Genomic DNA, 14,523 nt, shown 5'->3' on the forward strand with positions numbered 1-14,523 from the left:
CTCGTGTGCGGGGGGTGGGGGGTCGTTCTCGGAGTTGCGCTGTACGTCGGTCAGTACGTCGTGGAGTACGCGGCGGACCGCCAGGCGTATCGCCGCGACCGCAGGATGGGGACCCATGTCCGGTTCCCTTCGTGAAGTTCGGGGGTGAGCCTCGGACCAATCACTCAGGACCCACTCCGGAGTCCGGGCCTGGTCTCCCAGGCCTCGGGCCCCTGAGCGTTCAGTCACTCAGAGTGTGTCGATGGTGACAGAGCCGAGCCGTTCCCCGAGCATTGCACGCCTACCCCTCGCCTACGGTCCCTCGGACGGGTGATTGCGGGGGCGTTCTCCTGCCATCGGCCGCATCCGGTCCCTCAGTCTCCCTTACGGTGCACCCTCGCGACCCAGTCCGCCGGTTTGGCGATCTCCGCCTTCGTGGGCAGGGTGTTCGGCGAGGTCCATACGCGGTTGAAGCCGTCCATGCCGACCTCCTGCACGACTGCTCGGACAAACCGCTCGCCGTCCCGGTATTGGCGCAATTTCGCGTCGAGGCCGAGGAGCTTGCGCAGGGCCTGGTCGAGGCGGCTGGCGCCGCGGGCCCTGCGCTCCTTGAACTTCTCGCGGATCTCGGTGACGGAGGGCACGACGTCGGGGCCGACGCCGTCCATCACGAAGTCCGCGTGGCCCTCCAGGAGCGACATCACGGCGGTGAGGCGGGCGAGGATCTCGCGCTGGGCGGGGGTCTGCACCAGCTCGACGAGGGAGCGGCTCGCGTCGTCCTCCTCGCCCTCCGGGCGGCCTCCGGCGAACGACTGGGCGGCCTCCCTGACGCGCTCGAGGACCGTCATCGGGTCGACCTCGGTCTCGCCGAGGAACGACTGGATCTCGCCTTCGAGGTGGTCGCGCAGCCAGGGGACGGCGGTGAACTGGGTGCGGTGCGTCTCCTCGTGGAGGCAGACCCAGAGGCGGAAGTCGTGGGGGTCCACGTCCAGCTCGCGCTCCACGTGCACGATGTTCGGGGCGACCAGGAGGAGCCTGCCGCCGCCGTTCGCCCCCGCGGGGAGGTCTCGGGTGGCGGGGGCGAAGGTCTCGTACTGGCCGAGGACGCGGGAGGCCAGGAACGACAGGAGCATGCCCAGCTCCACGCCGGTCACCTTGCCGCCGACCGCGCCGAGGACCGCGCCGCCGGGGCCGCTGCCCCGCTTGTCCTGCATCTTGTCCAGGAGGGGCTTGAGGATCTCGCGGAAACCGGCGACGTTCGCCTTGATCCAGCCCGCTCTGTCGACGACGAGGACGGGGGTGTCGTGGGCGCCCTCCGTGCCCATGCCCGTGAAGGAACGGACGTGCTCCTCCGAGGACTTGGCATGCCGGCGCAGCTCGGCGACGATGGCTCGCGCCTCGTCCCGGCTCACCTCTGGGCCCGGCCGCACGAGCCGGGTCGCGGTCGCCACCGCGAGGTTCCAGTCGACCATCTCCGCACCACCGATGCTCGTCATGCGTCAACGGTACGTGCTGGGCCCCTCTGGCGGAGGGTGTTGACCCCCCAGGTTGCCCCGGACCTTGCCCCTAGGGGCCTCGGCCCCTTTGCTCGGTCCCTTTGAGGGTGCGGGTCGTGTGTGGCTGGTCGCGCAGTTCCCCGCGCCCCTTTCGGGGCGCTAGCGGCAGCCGCAGTTGGCCAGGGTCGAGGCCATTTGGTCCAGGGTTTTCTGGGCCGCCTGGGCGTCCCTCGTGCCCGTGGTCATGAAGGCGAAGAGCAGGAGGCGGCCGTCCGCGTCCACGACCGTGCCCGCCAGGGTGTTCACGCCGGTGAGGGTGCCCGTCTTGGCGCGTACCAGGCCCGTGCCCGGGGACTCCTTGGGGTAGCGGTCGACCAGGGTGCCCGTGAAGCCCGCCACCGGCAGGCCCGTCAGCACGGAGCGCAGCTCGGGGCGGGCCGGGTCGGCGGCGCGGTCCAGGAGGGCGGCCAGGAGTTCGGCGGAGAGCCGGTCGGTGCGGTCCAGGCCGCTGCCGTCGGCGAACTCCGCTCCGGAGAGGGGCAGTTCCAGCTTGGCGAGCTGGGCGCCGACCGCACGCCCCGCGCCGTCGAAGCTGACGGGCTCCTTCGCGGCGAGGGCCGTCTGGCGGGCCAGGGCCTCGGCGATGTCGTTGTCGCTGTGGGTCAGCATCCGCTCGACCAGGAAGGACAGGGGCGGCGACTCGACCTTGGCGAGGGACGAGGCACGGGGGGACGCCTTGGAGGGGCCGGGGTCGGCTTCCAGGTGGATGCCCTCGTCCTTGAGGAAGCCCGCGAACTTCCGCGCCGCGTCGCCCGCCGGGTCACCCGCGCGCGGGGCGGGCCCGCTGGAGGAGTCGTCTAGCCGGCCCTCGTCGGCCATCAGGGCGCTGACCGGCGTGATGTTCTCGTTGGGGCCGATGGGGTGCTGCGGCGGCCCGGAGTACAGCGAGGTGTCGTAGGTGAGCGCCACCTTGTCGATCTCCCGGGACTTCAGCGCGCGGGCGGTGTCCTCGGCCAGCGTGCGCAGGTTCGCGGCGGTGTCGGTGTAGCGGCCGTCCTTGCGGGCGGTCAGCGTGGGGTCGCCGCCGCCGACCAGGACGACGTCCTTGGAGTCCGGCTCGATGACCGTCGTGGTGGCGATGCGGTGGTCGGGGCCCGCGGCCGAGAGCGCCGCGACGGCCGTGGCGATCTTGATGGTCGACGCGGGCATCAGACCGTCCCCCGCCCCCTTGCCGTAGACCCGCTTCCCGGAGACCGCGTCGAGGACGACGGCCGAGCGCTCGGGGCCGAGCGCGGGGTCCTTCAGGAGGGGGTCGAGTACGTCGGCCAGCGCGCGGTCCGTGGGTCTCGGAGCCGCCCCCGCGGGCGCGCCGAGCCCGGTGAGCACGGACGGGGCGCTCGGGGCGGTCTCGGGCGTCCCCGCACCCCCGTGACGACCGTGATCTGCGCCACCCCCGGCCTCCTGAGCAGCGGCCCAGTCCCGCTCGGCCGTACGCTGACCGGAGGAGTCCCACGGGCCGGCCGCGGCCACCGCCCCGGCCGAGATCACCAGGCCGAGGGTGGCGGCACCCGCCGTGAGCTGCAACGTCGTGAGCTTTCCCGAGAACCGGGGGAGCTTGAGGGCGGAAGGCTTTGGCAGCTGTTCCAAAAGCTGTCGAGGCCGCTGCCAAGGCTTGAGCTCCGGCACGACGACCAGCCCCTTTCGCGATCACACATCTGCGTGAGGGACACTTAATCACCCGAAGTATGTGCTGATCATGGAGGAGCCACCCGTGGAGTTCGACGTCACCATCGAGATTCCGAAGGGTTCGCGGAACAAGTACGAGGTGGACCACGAGACCGGCCGGATTCGTCTGGACCGTCGCCTCTTCACGTCGACCAGCTACCCCGCGGACTACGGCTTCGTCGAGAACACCCTCGGCGAGGACGGTGACCCGCTGGACGCCCTGGTCATCCTGGACGAGCCGACCTTCCCCGGATGCCTCATCAAGTGCCGCGCGATCGGCATGTTCCGGATGACCGACGAGGCGGGCGGCGACGACAAGCTGCTCTGCGTCCCGGCCTCGGACCCCCGGGTGGAGCACCTGCGTGACATCCACCACGTTTCCGAGTTCGACCGCCTGGAGATCCAGCACTTCTTCGAGGTCTACAAGGACCTGGAGCCCGGCAAGTCCGTGGAAGGCGCCGACTGGGTCGGCCGCGCGGACGCCGAGGCCGAGATCGAGAAGTCGTACAAGCGCTTCGAGGCGCAGGGCGGCCACTGAGCCTCCCGGCCCCGAACGGGCCGCGCGATCCGGCTTCCGGACCGCGCGGCCCGTTCGCGTATCTGTGCCCATACTGGCCATACGGAGGGTGCGTACGAGTCGTATGAGAAGTAAGTGAGGGCAGCAGTGGCCGAGCACGAGGCCGAGGACCAAAAGCCTCAGTCGGACGAGGCCCGCAGCGCGTTCGTGCAGCCCAGCGGGGTGGCGCCGCAGCCGCAGGCGCCGGAGGACGAGTCCCAGACCACCTCCGAGTTCGCCCTCCCCACGGGGCTGCCGGCCCCGTCGCCGTCGACGACGCAGGAGACCGAGAAGTCGGCGTTCACGCCGCCGCACACCTACAGCGCGCGCAACGCCCCGCCGGCCTTCACTCCCGCGCAGGGCGTCCCCCTGGTGAAGCTCACCAAGGAAGTGCCCTGGCAGGACCAGATGCGCACGATGCTGCGGATGCCGGTCACCGAGCGGCCCGCTCCGGAGCCCGCGCAGAAGCATCAGGACGAGGCCGGGCCCGCCGTGCCGCGCGTGCTCGACCTGACGCTGCGTATCGGGGAGCTGCTGCTCGCCGGTGGCGAGGGCGCCGAGGACGTCGAGGCGGCCATGTTCGCCGTCTGTCGCTCCTACGGCCTCGACCGCTGCGAGCCGAACGTGACGTTCACGCTGCTCTCGGTCTCGCACCAGCCCTCGCTCGTGGACGACCCCGTCACGGCCTCGCGTACCGTGCGCCGCCGGGGCACCGACTACACCCGGCTCGCGGCGGTCTTCCACCTGGTGGACGACATCAGCGACCCGGACATCGACGTCTCCCTCGAGGAGGCCTACCGCCGTCTGGCGGGCATCCGCCGTAACCGTCACCCCTACCCGGGATGGGCCCTCACGGCCGCCAGCGGCCTCCTCGCGGGCTCCGCGTCCGTGCTGGTCGGCGGTGGCGCGCTGGTCTTCTTCGTGGCCGCTGTGGGCGCGATGCTCGGCGACCGGCTCGCCTGGCTGTGCGCGGGGCGCGGGCTGCCGGAGTTCTACCAGTTCGTGGGGGCCGCGATGCCGCCCGCCGCGATGGGCGTGGCGCTGAGCTTCGCGCACACCGAGGCGACGATGGCCTCCGCGGTCATCACCGGTGGGCTCTTCGCGCTGATCCCGGGGCGGGCGCTGGTGGCGGGCGTGCAGGACGGTCTGACCGGCTACTACATCACCGCGGCGGCGCGTCTGCTGGAGGTCATGTACCTGATCGTCGGCATCGTCTGCGGTGTGCTGCTCGTGCTGTCGCTCGGCGTGATGCTGGACGCGACGAACCTGACTCCGGAGACGCAGTTCGGCGTGACGTCGTCGCGGCCCGTCATCCAGATCCTGGCGTCGATGGCGCTGAGCCTGGCCTTCGCGATACTGCTCCAGCAGGAACGTCACACCGTGCTGATGGTGACCCTCAACGGCGGCATCGCCTGGGTGATGTTCGGTGCCCTCGCGCAGACCCCGCTGGCGCTGTCCCCCGTCGCGGCGACGGCCATCGCGGCCGGTCTGGTGGGCCTGTTCGGGCAGCTCTTCTCGCGCTACCGGTTCGCGTCCTCACTGCCGTACGTGACGGCCGCGATCGGGCCGCTGCTGCCCGGTAGCGCCACGTACTTCGGGCTGCTGGCCCTCGCGCAGAACGACCTCAACACGGGCATGAACTCGCTCACCAAGGCCGTCGCGACGGCGCTCGCCATCGCGATCGGCGTGAACCTGGGGAGCGAGATCTCCCGGCTGATCCTCAAGATCCCCGGGGCGGCGACGGCGGAGAACCGCCGTGCGGCGAAGCGGACCAGGGGCTTCTGACCCCCGGGACCGAAGGGTTCTGCCCCCGCCCGGTCAGCGCTTGGCGTGCCGGCCGCGCTGGGCCGGGGGCGCGCCCTCGGCCGAGGCCGCCTTCTTGGACTTGCCCCGCGCCCGCAGGAACTCGATGGCGATCGGCACCACCGAGATGAGGACGATCAGGATGAGGATCGCCTCGATGTTCTTGTGGACGAAGTCGATGTTGCCGAGCCAGGCGCCGAGCAGCGTGACGCCCGCGCCCCACAGGACGCCGCCGATGATGTTGAACGTGATGAACGAGCGGTACCGCATGCCCGAGACGCCGGCGATGATCGGCGTGAACGTACGCACGATCGGCACGAAGCGGGCCAGGACCAGCGACTTGGGGCCGTACTTCTCGAAGAAGTCGTGCGCCTTGACCACGTTCTCCTGCTTGAAGAGCTTGGAGTCCGGGCGGTTGAACAGCGCCGGGCCGACCTTCTTGCCGAAGAGGTAGCCCGCCTGGTCGCCGAGGATCGCGGCGATGCAGATCAGCAGGCAGGCCAGCCACAGCGGGGTGTCCAGCTTGTGCGTGGTGATCAGCAGGCCCGTGGTGAACAGCAGCGAGTCGCCCGGCAGGAAGAAGCCGATGAGCAGGCCCGACTCGGCGAAGACGATGACCAGCAGGCCCCAGAGGCCGAACTGGTTCAGCAGGTAATCCGGATCCAGCCAGCTTGGTCCGAGCGCAAGCGTCGTCACGGTTCCGGGCTCCTGAGGGTGAGGGGGGGCGGTACGGCGGCGGGTGCAGCCGCCCAAAGTTATCAACGCCGGGCGGCCGGACCAGGTTCCACGGTCCCATGCGGGAGCGCGGTAAGGGGCGTCACCCCTTGATAACGCCCCTTACCTCCCCCCTCGCCGGTCCTGCGCCGATGCCTCGCCCGTCCGCCGATGCCTCGCCCGTCCCTCGCCGCTCAGGCGTGACGCGCCGCGTTCGCCAGGATCGCGTCCCGCATGTACACCGCGAGGCCGGGGCGGATCGCCTCGTAGAACGCGGTGAAGCGCTCGTCGGCGACGTACATCTCACCGAGGCAGGTGTGCGTCTCGTGCGCGCACTCGTAGTGGAAGCGGCTGATGAAGAGACGGTGCTCCTCGGCGCCGTCCATCGCCTCCTGGGAGTCGGCGGCGTGCCCCTCGGCGAGCAGGTCGCCCATGCGGGCGTGGATCGCCGAGAACTCGTCGTTGATCCGCTGCCAGTCGTCCTTCGTGTACGAGGCCGACCTGCGCCGCGACTCCCGGTAGGCCTCCGTGTCGCCCCAGCGCCGCTCGGCCTCCTGCGCGTACTGCTCGGGGTCGGCGTCCCCGAAGACCTCGAACTTCTCCTCGGGTGTGAGGTTGATGCCCATCCTCTTCGCCTCCATGGCGGTCTCGACGGCGGCGGCCATCTCCTGGAGCCTGGCGATCCGGGCGGTCAGCAGCTCGTGCTGGCGGCGCAGGTGCGCGCGCGGATCCGCCTCCGGGTCGTCCAGGAGGGACGCCACCTCGTCGAGGGGGAAGCCGAGCTGCCGGTAGAACAGGATCTGCTGGAGCCGGTCCAGGTCGGTGTCGCTGTAGCGCCGGTGACCCGCGTGGCTGCGCCCGCTGGGCACGAGCAGGCCGATCTCGTCGTAGTGGTGCAGCGTGCGCACCGTCACCCCGGCGAAACCGGCGACCTGTCCCACGGAGTAGCTCATGGCTTCCGCCCTTCCTTTTCGGTACGCGGATCAGCCTGCGGCCTCACGTCGCGTGAGGTGCAAGCCGTTTCCCGCGAAGGCCCCGCCCGCCACTCGCCGAGTGCGCCACTCGCCGAGCGCCGCTACTTGCTGAGGGCCGTGAACCTGCGTACCGCCAGCGGCAGGAAGATCCCCACCAGCACCACGGGCCACAGCACCGCCAACAGACCCGCCTGATCGGCCGCCCAGGACGTGCCGGCCACCCCGGAGTCGTTGCCGAAGAGGTCGCGTACGGCGGTGGCGGTCGCGGACATCGGGTTCCACTCGACCACCGCACCCAGCCAGCCCGGCATGTTCTGCGGGACCGTGAAGGCGTTGGAGAGGAAGCCCACCGGCCAGACCAGGATCTGCACGGCCGCCACCAGCTCCGGCCTCCCCGCGATCATCGCCAGGTAGATGCCGATCCACAGCATCGCGAACCGCAGCATGAGCAGCAGCCCGACGGCCGCGAGGACGGCGGCGAACGAGCCGTGCCAGCGCCAGCCGATCGCGAGCCCCACCGCCATCATGACCAGCAGCGAGACGAAGGACTGGAGCATGTCGGCGGCCGAGCGCCCGACGAGGACCGCCCCGTTGGTCATCGGCATGGACCGGAAGCGGTCGATCACGCCCTTGTTCAGGTCCTGGGTGACCGCGACCATCGTGGCGTCCAGGCCGAAGACCATCGTCAGGGCGAACATGCCGGGCACCAGGAACTCCGCGTACTGACCCGCGATGCCCTTCCCGCCGCCGATCAGATAGGTGAACATCAGCAGCATCATCACGGGGAAGACCAGGCCCACAAGGACCTGCACCGGCTGCCGCGCCCAGTGCGCCAGTTCGCGGCGCGTCATGGTCCAGGAGTCCGTGACGGCCCAGCTCATCGACGTACTCATACGGTCTCCGTCTCCTTCGGGCATCCGGTCAGGCTCAGGAACACCTCGTCCAGCGTGGGCCTGCGCAGCGCCACGTCCTCGGCGTCGATCCCCGCGTCCCGCAGCGCCCGAACGACGCCCGTCAGCGCCTCCATCCGGTCGGTGACGGGCGCGGAGGCCAGCCTGCGGTCGGCGTCCACGGTGGCGCCCGCGGGCAGCAGCTCGGCCGTGCGCGCCAGCTGGGCCGCGTCCCGCACCACCACGTCGATGCGGTCGCCGCCGAGCCGTTCCTTCAGGCCGTCCGGCGTGCCGTCCGCGACGACCCGGCCACCGTCGATCACCGAGACGCGGTCGGCCAGCTGATCGGCCTCCTCCAGATACTGCGTGGTCAGCAGCACCGTCGTACCCCCGCCGACGAGCGAGCGCACCGACTCCCACACCTCGGCGCGGCCCCTCGGGTCCAGGCCCGTGGTGGGCTCGTCGAGGAAGAGGACCTCGGGGTCCGTGATGAGCGAGGCCGCGAGGTCCAGGCGGCGCCGCATGCCGCCGCTGTACCGCTTGACCGCCTTGCGGCCGGTCTCCGCGAGACCGAACCGCTCCAGAAGCTCGTCGGCCCGCACGCGCGCGTGGCGCGCGCCCAGGTGGTGGAGGCGCCCGAACATGTCCAGGTTCTGGCGGCCGCTCAGCTCCTCGTCCACCGCCGCGTGCTGGCCCAGCAGCCCGATGCGCCGGCGGACCTCGTCGGGCCTGCGCCGCACGTCGTGCCCCGCGACCTCCACGCGTCCCTCGTCGGCCCGCAGCAGGGTGGCGAGCACCCGTACCGCCGTGGTCTTGCCCGCGCCGTTGGGGCCGAGCACGCCGTGCACCGTGCCGCTTCCGACCCGCAGGTCGAGGCCGTCCAGCGCGGCCTTCTCCCCGAACCTCTTCCGTACGCCTTCGACGATGATCGCGTCCGCCGCCATCCGACTCCCTCGTTGATCACGTAGTCAAAGTTGACTAGATGGGCGAAGGTAGCGGAAGGTCCAGCATTCGTCAAACTTGATTACTTGTCGTCCCCGGCGTGCGGCGCGCCCGTCCCGAACGGGTTCTCCTCGCCCTCGGCGAGCACCCCGACGAACGGCTCGCCCTCACCGGCGAAGGTGTAGGCGCCACCCTTGATGCGGGCGATCAGCCCTTCGGTCCACTCCGCGCCGGTATCGGCCGAGTGCACCCAGTAGTTCATGATCTCGCCGATGTGGCCCAGCTGGCCGGGGCCTTCCTCGGGCGTGTAGTACTCGGTGACGGAGGCCCGCCACTCCTTCATGCGGCGCACGCGCTCCTCCAGGAGGGCCACCGCCTCCTCGCGCGGCAGGTCCACCATGAAGCCGAGCGCCGCTGTGAGGATGTCGGGCCGCTGGTCGTACGTGGTCAGGGAGTCGCGGACCAGGGAGAGGTACTCCTCGATGCCCTGGTCCGTGATCTCGTACTCCGTGCGCGGCGGGCCGCCCGCCGTCGAGGGGGCCACCTCGTGGGCGCGCAGCAGCCCCTGCTTGGCCAGCTGCTTCAGCGCGTGGTAGATCGAGCCCGGCTTGGCGTTGGACCACTCGTGCGCGCCCCAGTACTCCAGGTCGTTGCGGACCTGGTAGCCGTGGGCGCGGCCGTGCTGGCGCACGGCCCCGAGAACCAGTAGCCGGATCGCTGACATTCCTGCACCGCGCCTTCCGATAGCCCCCCAGTCATCAATTTTGACTAGGGTATCCCTGCTCCAGCGCCACCAGCTCAAACGCCGTTCTGCCGTCCAGGGATTCGCGGACGATGTCGGCGTGGCCCGCGTGCCGGCCGATCTCCTCCACGAGGTGCAGCATCAGCCAGCGCATCGACACCTCGCCGTCCTTGGGGAACCAGGGCGCCTCGGGCAGCGGGAAGGTGTCGTCGAGGCTCGGCACCTCGCGGATGAACTCCTCGGTCTCGCGGGCGACCCGGTCCCAGAATGCCAGGGTCTCCGCGAGTGTCTCGCCCTCCACCAGGCGGAAGCTGTCGCCCCAGGTCGCCTCGGTGCGGGCCCTCTCGTTCGGCTTGCGCTGGGCCATTCGCAGCCAGTTCAGCTCCGTCTCGGCGACGTGCTTCACCAGCCCCGACAGGGACAGCTCGCTGGCGCTCGGCCGCAGCGCGGCCTGCTCGTCCGTGAGCCCGAGCACCGAGCGGCGGAGGCCGCCGCGCTGGGCCTCCACGAAGGCGATGAGGGCGCCGCGCTCGTCGCCGCGCGCTTCCGAACTGACGTGGGTGACCATGGTGTCCGCCTTCCCGCAGGGGGTCGAGTTCCGCCGGGCTCCGGCTTCCCTCCCGACACCTCATAAGCTACGGACCCTTGCGGTCAGCTTCTGTCCGCAAGGGTCCGGCGGAAAAGCACGACGTCGGTACGTCAACGGCGGTACGGCTCAGAACGGGAAGCGCGAGCGTCCGTGCTGCACCGAGATCCACTTCTGCGTGGTGAAGGCCTCCACCGTGGACTCACCGTTCAGCCGGCCGATACCGGAGTTCTTCTCGCCGCCGAACGGCACGATCGCCTCGTCGTGCACCGTGCCGTCGTTCACGTGGATCATGCCGGTCCTGACGCGCTTGGCGAGCCGCACGCCCCGCTCGATGTCGGCCGTGTGCACCGCGCCGCTCAGGCCGTACGGACTGTCGTTGGCGATCCGCACCGCCTCCTCCTCGCCGTCGAAGGGCAGGATCAGGGCGACGGGCCCGAAGATCTCCTGACCGAGGACCGGGGAGTCAGCGGGCAGGTCCGTCAGGACGGAGGGCGAGACCACGTTGCCCTCGGTACGGCCGCGCAGCAGGGCCGTCGCGCCCGCGGCGACCGCCTGCTCGACGACGGCCGAAACGGCGTCCGCCTGCGAGGCGTTGATGAGCGGGCCGATGTGTGTGCCGGGCTCGGCCGGGTCGCCGACCTTGAGCGCGGCGGTCTTGGCGACGAACTTCTCGGTGAACTCCGCCTGCACGGACCGGTCCACGAGGATGCGGTTGGCGGCCATGCAGACCTGGCCCTGGTGGACGAAGCGGCTGAAGACCGCCGCGTCCACCGCGTAGTCGATGTCGGCGTCGTCCAGGACGATCAGCGCGCTGTTGCCGCCAAGCTCCAGGATCGCGCGCTTGAAGTGCGAGGCGCAGACCATGGCGACGCGGCGGCCCACGCGGTCCGAGCCGGTGAAGGAGATGATGCTCGGGACCGGGTGCTCGATCAGGGCGTCGCCTATCTCGGCTATGTCCGTGATGACGACGTTCAGCAGGCCGGGCGGCAGTCCGGCGTCCTCGAAGACCTTGGCCACCAGGCTGCCGCCGAGCACCGGCGCGTTCTGGTGGGGCTTGAGGACGACGCCGTTGCCGAGGGCGAGGGCCGGGGCGACGGACTTGATCGACAGCAGGAACGGGAAGTTGAAGGGGCTGATGACGCCGACCACGCCCACCGGGACGCGGTAGAGGCGGTTCTCCTTGCCGTCGCCCGGGGAGGGCAGGATCCGGCCCTCGGAGCGCAGCGCGAGATGCACGGCCTCGCGCAGGAACTCCTTGGTGAGGTGCAGCTCGAAGGCGGCCTTGAGCCGGGTGCCGCCGAGCTCGGCGATGATCGCCTCGGTGATCTCGTCCTCGCGGTCCTCGATGATCCGCAGGGCGCGCTCGAAGACACCGCGCCTGGCGTAGGGGTTGGTGTCGGCCCACTCCCGCTGCGCGCGCTCGGCGGCGCGGTAGGCCTGGTCGACCTCTTCGGCGGTGGCGACGGTGATGGAGGCCAGCTTCTCGCCGTTGTACGGATTGAAGTCGATGATGTCCCAGGAGCCCGACCCGGCTTTCCATACCCCGTCGATGTACTGGTGAGCCAGGTCAGTGAAGAAGGACATGAGACGGACCCCTTGCCGCGGCAGCGAACGGAAGCAGATATCCGATCAGTGTCAGACATCTGAGGTCACGTCATAGTACTTATGTTTCAGGTGAGTTGAAGCAGTCCGCGCAAAAGGTCACGGCTGTCCGCCGGATCCGGGCTGTCCTTGTGCAGCTGCGCCGCCACCCGCTCGTACTGCGCGACCTCCTCCGCCTTGTCGAGGTAGAGCGCGCCGGTCAGCTGCTCCACGTACACGACGTCGGAGAGGTCGGACTCCGGGAAGCTCAGCATCGTGAACGCGCCGCTCTCGCCCGCGTGGCCGCCGAAGCTGAACGGCATGACCTGGAGCGTGACGTTCGGCCGCTCGGAGATCTCGATGAGGTGCTGGATCTGCCCGCGCATCACCTCCCGGTCGCCGTACGGGCGCCGCAGCGCGGCCTCGTCCAGTACGCAGTGGAAGCGGGGCGCGTGCTCGGAGGCGAGGAGCTTCTGGCGTTCGAGGCGCAGGGCGACGCGGCGCTCGATCTCGGCCTCGCTCGCGCCCTTCATGCCGCGGGCGACGACCGCGTGCGCGTACGCCTCGGTCTGCAACAGGCCGTTGACGAACTGCACTTCGTAGACGCGGATCAGCGAGGCGGCGCCCTCCAGACCGATGTAGGTCTGGAACCAGCCCGGCAGGACATCGGAGTAACTGTGCCACCAGCCCGTGAGGTTGGCCTCCTTGGCAAGCGAGAGGAGTGCGCCGCGCTCGGCCTCGTCCGTGACGCCGTAGAGCGTCAGAAGGTCCTCGATGTCCCTGGACTTGAAGCTCACCCGTCCCAACTCCATGCGGCTGATCTTCGATTCGGATGCGCGGATCGAGTAGCCGGCCGCTTCGCGGGTGATGCCCCGGGATTCTCTGAGGCGCCTCAGCTGCGAGCCAAGCAGGATGCGCCGTACCACCGAGCCACTCGACTCCCCTGCGGTCACTTCGCTCAATCCTCCCCATCGACTGGAAGCCAGCAGTCTGCCATTAAACGCTCCGGGCCGTACTCGTTCGGTTACAGAAACGGAAAGCCTCCGAAAGCCTCCACAAGAAAGCGTCGGAAGAAATGGGCAAGAACTGGCACGGAGCCACCAAGTCCGGCGCGTGCACGTGCATCTGCCCTTGCATCTGCCGTACGCATTCGGAACCATGGTCCGCGCGCCACTGCTCTACCGACCGTGTACCACCCGCACCATCGGCGACCGACCGCGCCACCGCTCCATCGCTACGTACCGCGAAACCGGGGAGTGCCTCGCATGGGGACGAATGGATCGACCATGCTCGAGCCGTTAAGGCAGGGGCTTCCTCCGCTCGACCCCTCGGCGGTCTCCGGCACCGCCTCCGTCGCACTCCCCGCCCGCTATGAAGCGGTGGGCTGCGCACGGCAGTTCACCCGCAAGACGCTCGGGCAGTGGGATCTGGACGAGCGCTTCGACGACATAGCGCTCGTCGTCTCCGAACTCGTCACCAACGCGCTTCGGCACGCGCTGCCCGCCGACACCCCGCGCGAGCAGCTGGACCCGCCCGTGCGGCTGCACATGATGCGCTGGGCGTCCCGTCTGGTGTGCGCGGTGCGCGACCCCAGCGAGGAGAGCCCGGTGACGCGCGACACCGACGACGACTTCTCCGCGGAGTCGGGCCGCGGCCTGTTCCTCGTCGAGTCCTTCAGCGACGGCTGGGGCTGGCACCCGCTCGCCGGGACGCTGCGGGGCAAGGTGGTCTGGGCGCTGTTCCAGCTGGGCTGAGGGCGGCCCGGGGGGTACGGCGATCCGGCCCGGGTGCGCGAGCGGGCCCGGGTGCGGCGATCCGGCCCGGGTGCGCGAGCGGAAGGCGTTCGCGTACTCAACCACCTATCAGGTGGTCGAACTCCCCGTCCTTCATGCCGAGCAGCATCGCCTCTATCTCCGCGCGGGTGTAGACGAGCGCGGGCCCGTCCGGGAAGCGCGAATTGCGTACGGCGACGTCGCCGCCCGGCAGCTTCGCGAACTCCACGCAGGAGCCCTGCGAGTTGCTGTGTCTGCTCTTCTGCCAGACCACCCCGTGAAGCTCCGTGGCCGCCATGCCGTTCATCGCGTGGTGCACAGATCGCTCCCCGGTGGTGCAGTGCCTTGAGTGGCGTCTAGATGCAGTGGTCAACTGTCCCGGATCATAGCTGTGTTCACATGCTGATGCATGGGCAGATGCACGTGCACGCGCGGTGGTGCCTTGATTACAGCTCTACCGGTCCACCGTGCTCTAGAAACAGACGCGCACCGCGCCGGATGTGTTCCGTCCGAAAGGCGGAAAACAACCGGCGCGGTGCGCGGGGGAACGCGGAGCGAGCGAATCTCGGCGCGCTCAGCGCGCGGTGCCGTACGGCAGGAGTGCCATCTCGCGGGCGTTCTTGATCGCGGCGGCGATCTGCCGCTGCTGCTGGGCCGTGACACGAGTGACCCGGCGGCCGCGGATCTTGCCCCGGTCCGAGATGAACTTCCGGAGCAGATCGGTGTCCTTGTAGTCGATGTACGTGATGCCGGCCTGGTC

Annotated in this window: 15 protein-coding genes and 1 pseudogene; 3 read left to right on the forward strand and 13 right to left on the reverse strand. The window is 70.0% G+C overall.

The genetic code is table 11. From position 1 onward, the window contains the following. The 3 genes and pseudogenes from GKQ77_RS14900 to dacB form a co-directional block, all read right to left on the reverse strand. A pseudogene (locus GKQ77_RS14900) lies at positions 1-117 on the reverse strand (tRNA lysidine(34) synthetase TilS); the annotation flags it as partial. A gap of 236 nt (positions 118-353) precedes the next feature. After that, positions 354-1,475 carry an Rv3626c family coenzyme F420 biosynthesis-associated protein gene (locus tag GKQ77_RS14905; RefSeq protein ID WP_219689246.1) on the reverse strand — a complete coding sequence of 374 codons (1,122 nt, stop codon included), beginning with the start codon at positions 1,473-1,475 and terminating at the stop codon, positions 354-356. 159 nt (positions 1,476-1,634) lie between these two features. Continuing rightward, a complete protein-coding gene (gene dacB / locus GKQ77_RS14910; protein WP_372459884.1) occupies positions 1,635-3,059 on the reverse strand; it encodes a D-alanyl-D-alanine carboxypeptidase/D-alanyl-D-alanine endopeptidase in 1,425 nt (474 codons plus the stop codon). Between the two features lie 187 nt (positions 3,060-3,246). On the opposite strand from dacB, the gene GKQ77_RS14915 reads away from it, so the two are divergent. Next, entirely contained in the window at positions 3,247-3,738 is a 492-nt protein-coding gene (locus tag GKQ77_RS14915; RefSeq protein ID WP_030785786.1) for an inorganic diphosphatase, read from the forward strand. Between the two features lie 114 nt (positions 3,739-3,852). After that, entirely contained in the window at positions 3,853-5,541 is a 1,689-nt protein-coding gene (locus GKQ77_RS14920; RefSeq protein WP_308117672.1) for a threonine/serine exporter family protein, read from the forward strand. A 33-nt stretch (positions 5,542-5,574) separates the two neighbouring features. Here GKQ77_RS14920 and GKQ77_RS14925 read toward each other — a convergent pair whose 3' ends face one another. The 8 genes from GKQ77_RS14925 to GKQ77_RS14960 all read right to left on the reverse strand — a co-directional run bounded on the left by GKQ77_RS14925 (position 5,575) and on the right by GKQ77_RS14960 (position 12,944). Next, complete coding sequence (locus GKQ77_RS14925) at positions 5,575-6,255, reverse strand: DedA family protein (protein ID WP_219689248.1); 681 nt, start codon at positions 6,253-6,255, stop codon at positions 5,575-5,577. Positions 6,256-6,467: 212 nt separating this feature from the next. After that, the gene (locus GKQ77_RS14930) at positions 6,468-7,226 is read right to left on the reverse strand and encodes a MerR family transcriptional regulator (RefSeq protein WP_219689249.1); all 759 of its coding nucleotides are present in this window, start codon (positions 7,224-7,226) and stop codon (positions 6,468-6,470) included. Between the two features lie 122 nt (positions 7,227-7,348). Beyond that, a complete protein-coding gene (locus GKQ77_RS14935; RefSeq protein WP_219689250.1) occupies positions 7,349-8,140 on the reverse strand; it encodes an ABC transporter permease in 792 nt (263 codons plus the stop codon). Then, a complete protein-coding gene (locus tag GKQ77_RS14940; RefSeq protein ID WP_219689251.1) occupies positions 8,137-9,081 on the reverse strand; it encodes an ATP-binding cassette domain-containing protein in 945 nt (314 codons plus the stop codon). The genes GKQ77_RS14935 and GKQ77_RS14940 overlap by 4 nt, the downstream gene beginning before the upstream one ends. 80 nt (positions 9,082-9,161) lie before the next feature. Beyond that, positions 9,162-9,803 (reverse strand): PadR family transcriptional regulator, encoded by a 642-nt coding sequence (locus GKQ77_RS14945; RefSeq protein ID WP_219689252.1) that lies wholly within the window; start codon positions 9,801-9,803, stop codon positions 9,162-9,164. Positions 9,804-9,837: 34 nt separating this feature from the next. Beyond that, positions 9,838-10,389: a DinB family protein gene (locus GKQ77_RS14950; protein ID WP_219689253.1), complete on the reverse strand. Its 552-nt coding sequence runs from the start codon at positions 10,387-10,389 to the stop codon at positions 9,838-9,840. Positions 10,390-10,536: 147 nt separating this feature from the next. Further along, positions 10,537-11,994 (reverse strand): aldehyde dehydrogenase family protein, encoded by a 1,458-nt coding sequence (locus GKQ77_RS14955; RefSeq protein WP_219689254.1) that lies wholly within the window; start codon positions 11,992-11,994, stop codon positions 10,537-10,539. Between the two features lie 86 nt (positions 11,995-12,080). Beyond that, positions 12,081-12,944, reverse strand: a complete 864-nt coding sequence (locus GKQ77_RS14960) for a Sco1979 family transcriptional regulator (RefSeq protein ID WP_219689255.1) — start codon at positions 12,942-12,944, stop codon at positions 12,081-12,083. A 312-nt stretch (positions 12,945-13,256) separates the two neighbouring features. Here GKQ77_RS14960 and GKQ77_RS14965 point away from each other — a divergent pair, with 312 nt between their 5' ends. Further along, the gene (locus tag GKQ77_RS14965) at positions 13,257-13,745 is read left to right on the forward strand and encodes an ATP-binding protein (RefSeq protein WP_219689256.1); all 489 of its coding nucleotides are present in this window, start codon (positions 13,257-13,259) and stop codon (positions 13,743-13,745) included. 97 nt (positions 13,746-13,842) lie between these two features. On the opposite strand, the gene GKQ77_RS14970 is transcribed toward GKQ77_RS14965, so the two are convergent. Both GKQ77_RS14970 and rpsR read right to left on the reverse strand, forming a co-directional pair. Continuing rightward, positions 13,843-14,070, reverse strand: a complete 228-nt coding sequence (locus tag GKQ77_RS14970; protein WP_055533771.1) for a DUF397 domain-containing protein — start codon at positions 14,068-14,070, stop codon at positions 13,843-13,845. Positions 14,071-14,337: 267 nt separating this feature from the next. After that, positions 14,338-14,523: 30S ribosomal protein S18 (gene rpsR, locus GKQ77_RS14975; RefSeq protein WP_219689257.1), on the reverse strand; the 186-nt coding region annotated here is incomplete at its 5' end.

Source organism: Streptomyces anatolicus (genome assembly GCF_019400875.1).
Lineage (GTDB): Bacteria > Actinomycetota > Actinomycetes > Streptomycetales > Streptomycetaceae > Streptomyces > Streptomyces anatolicus.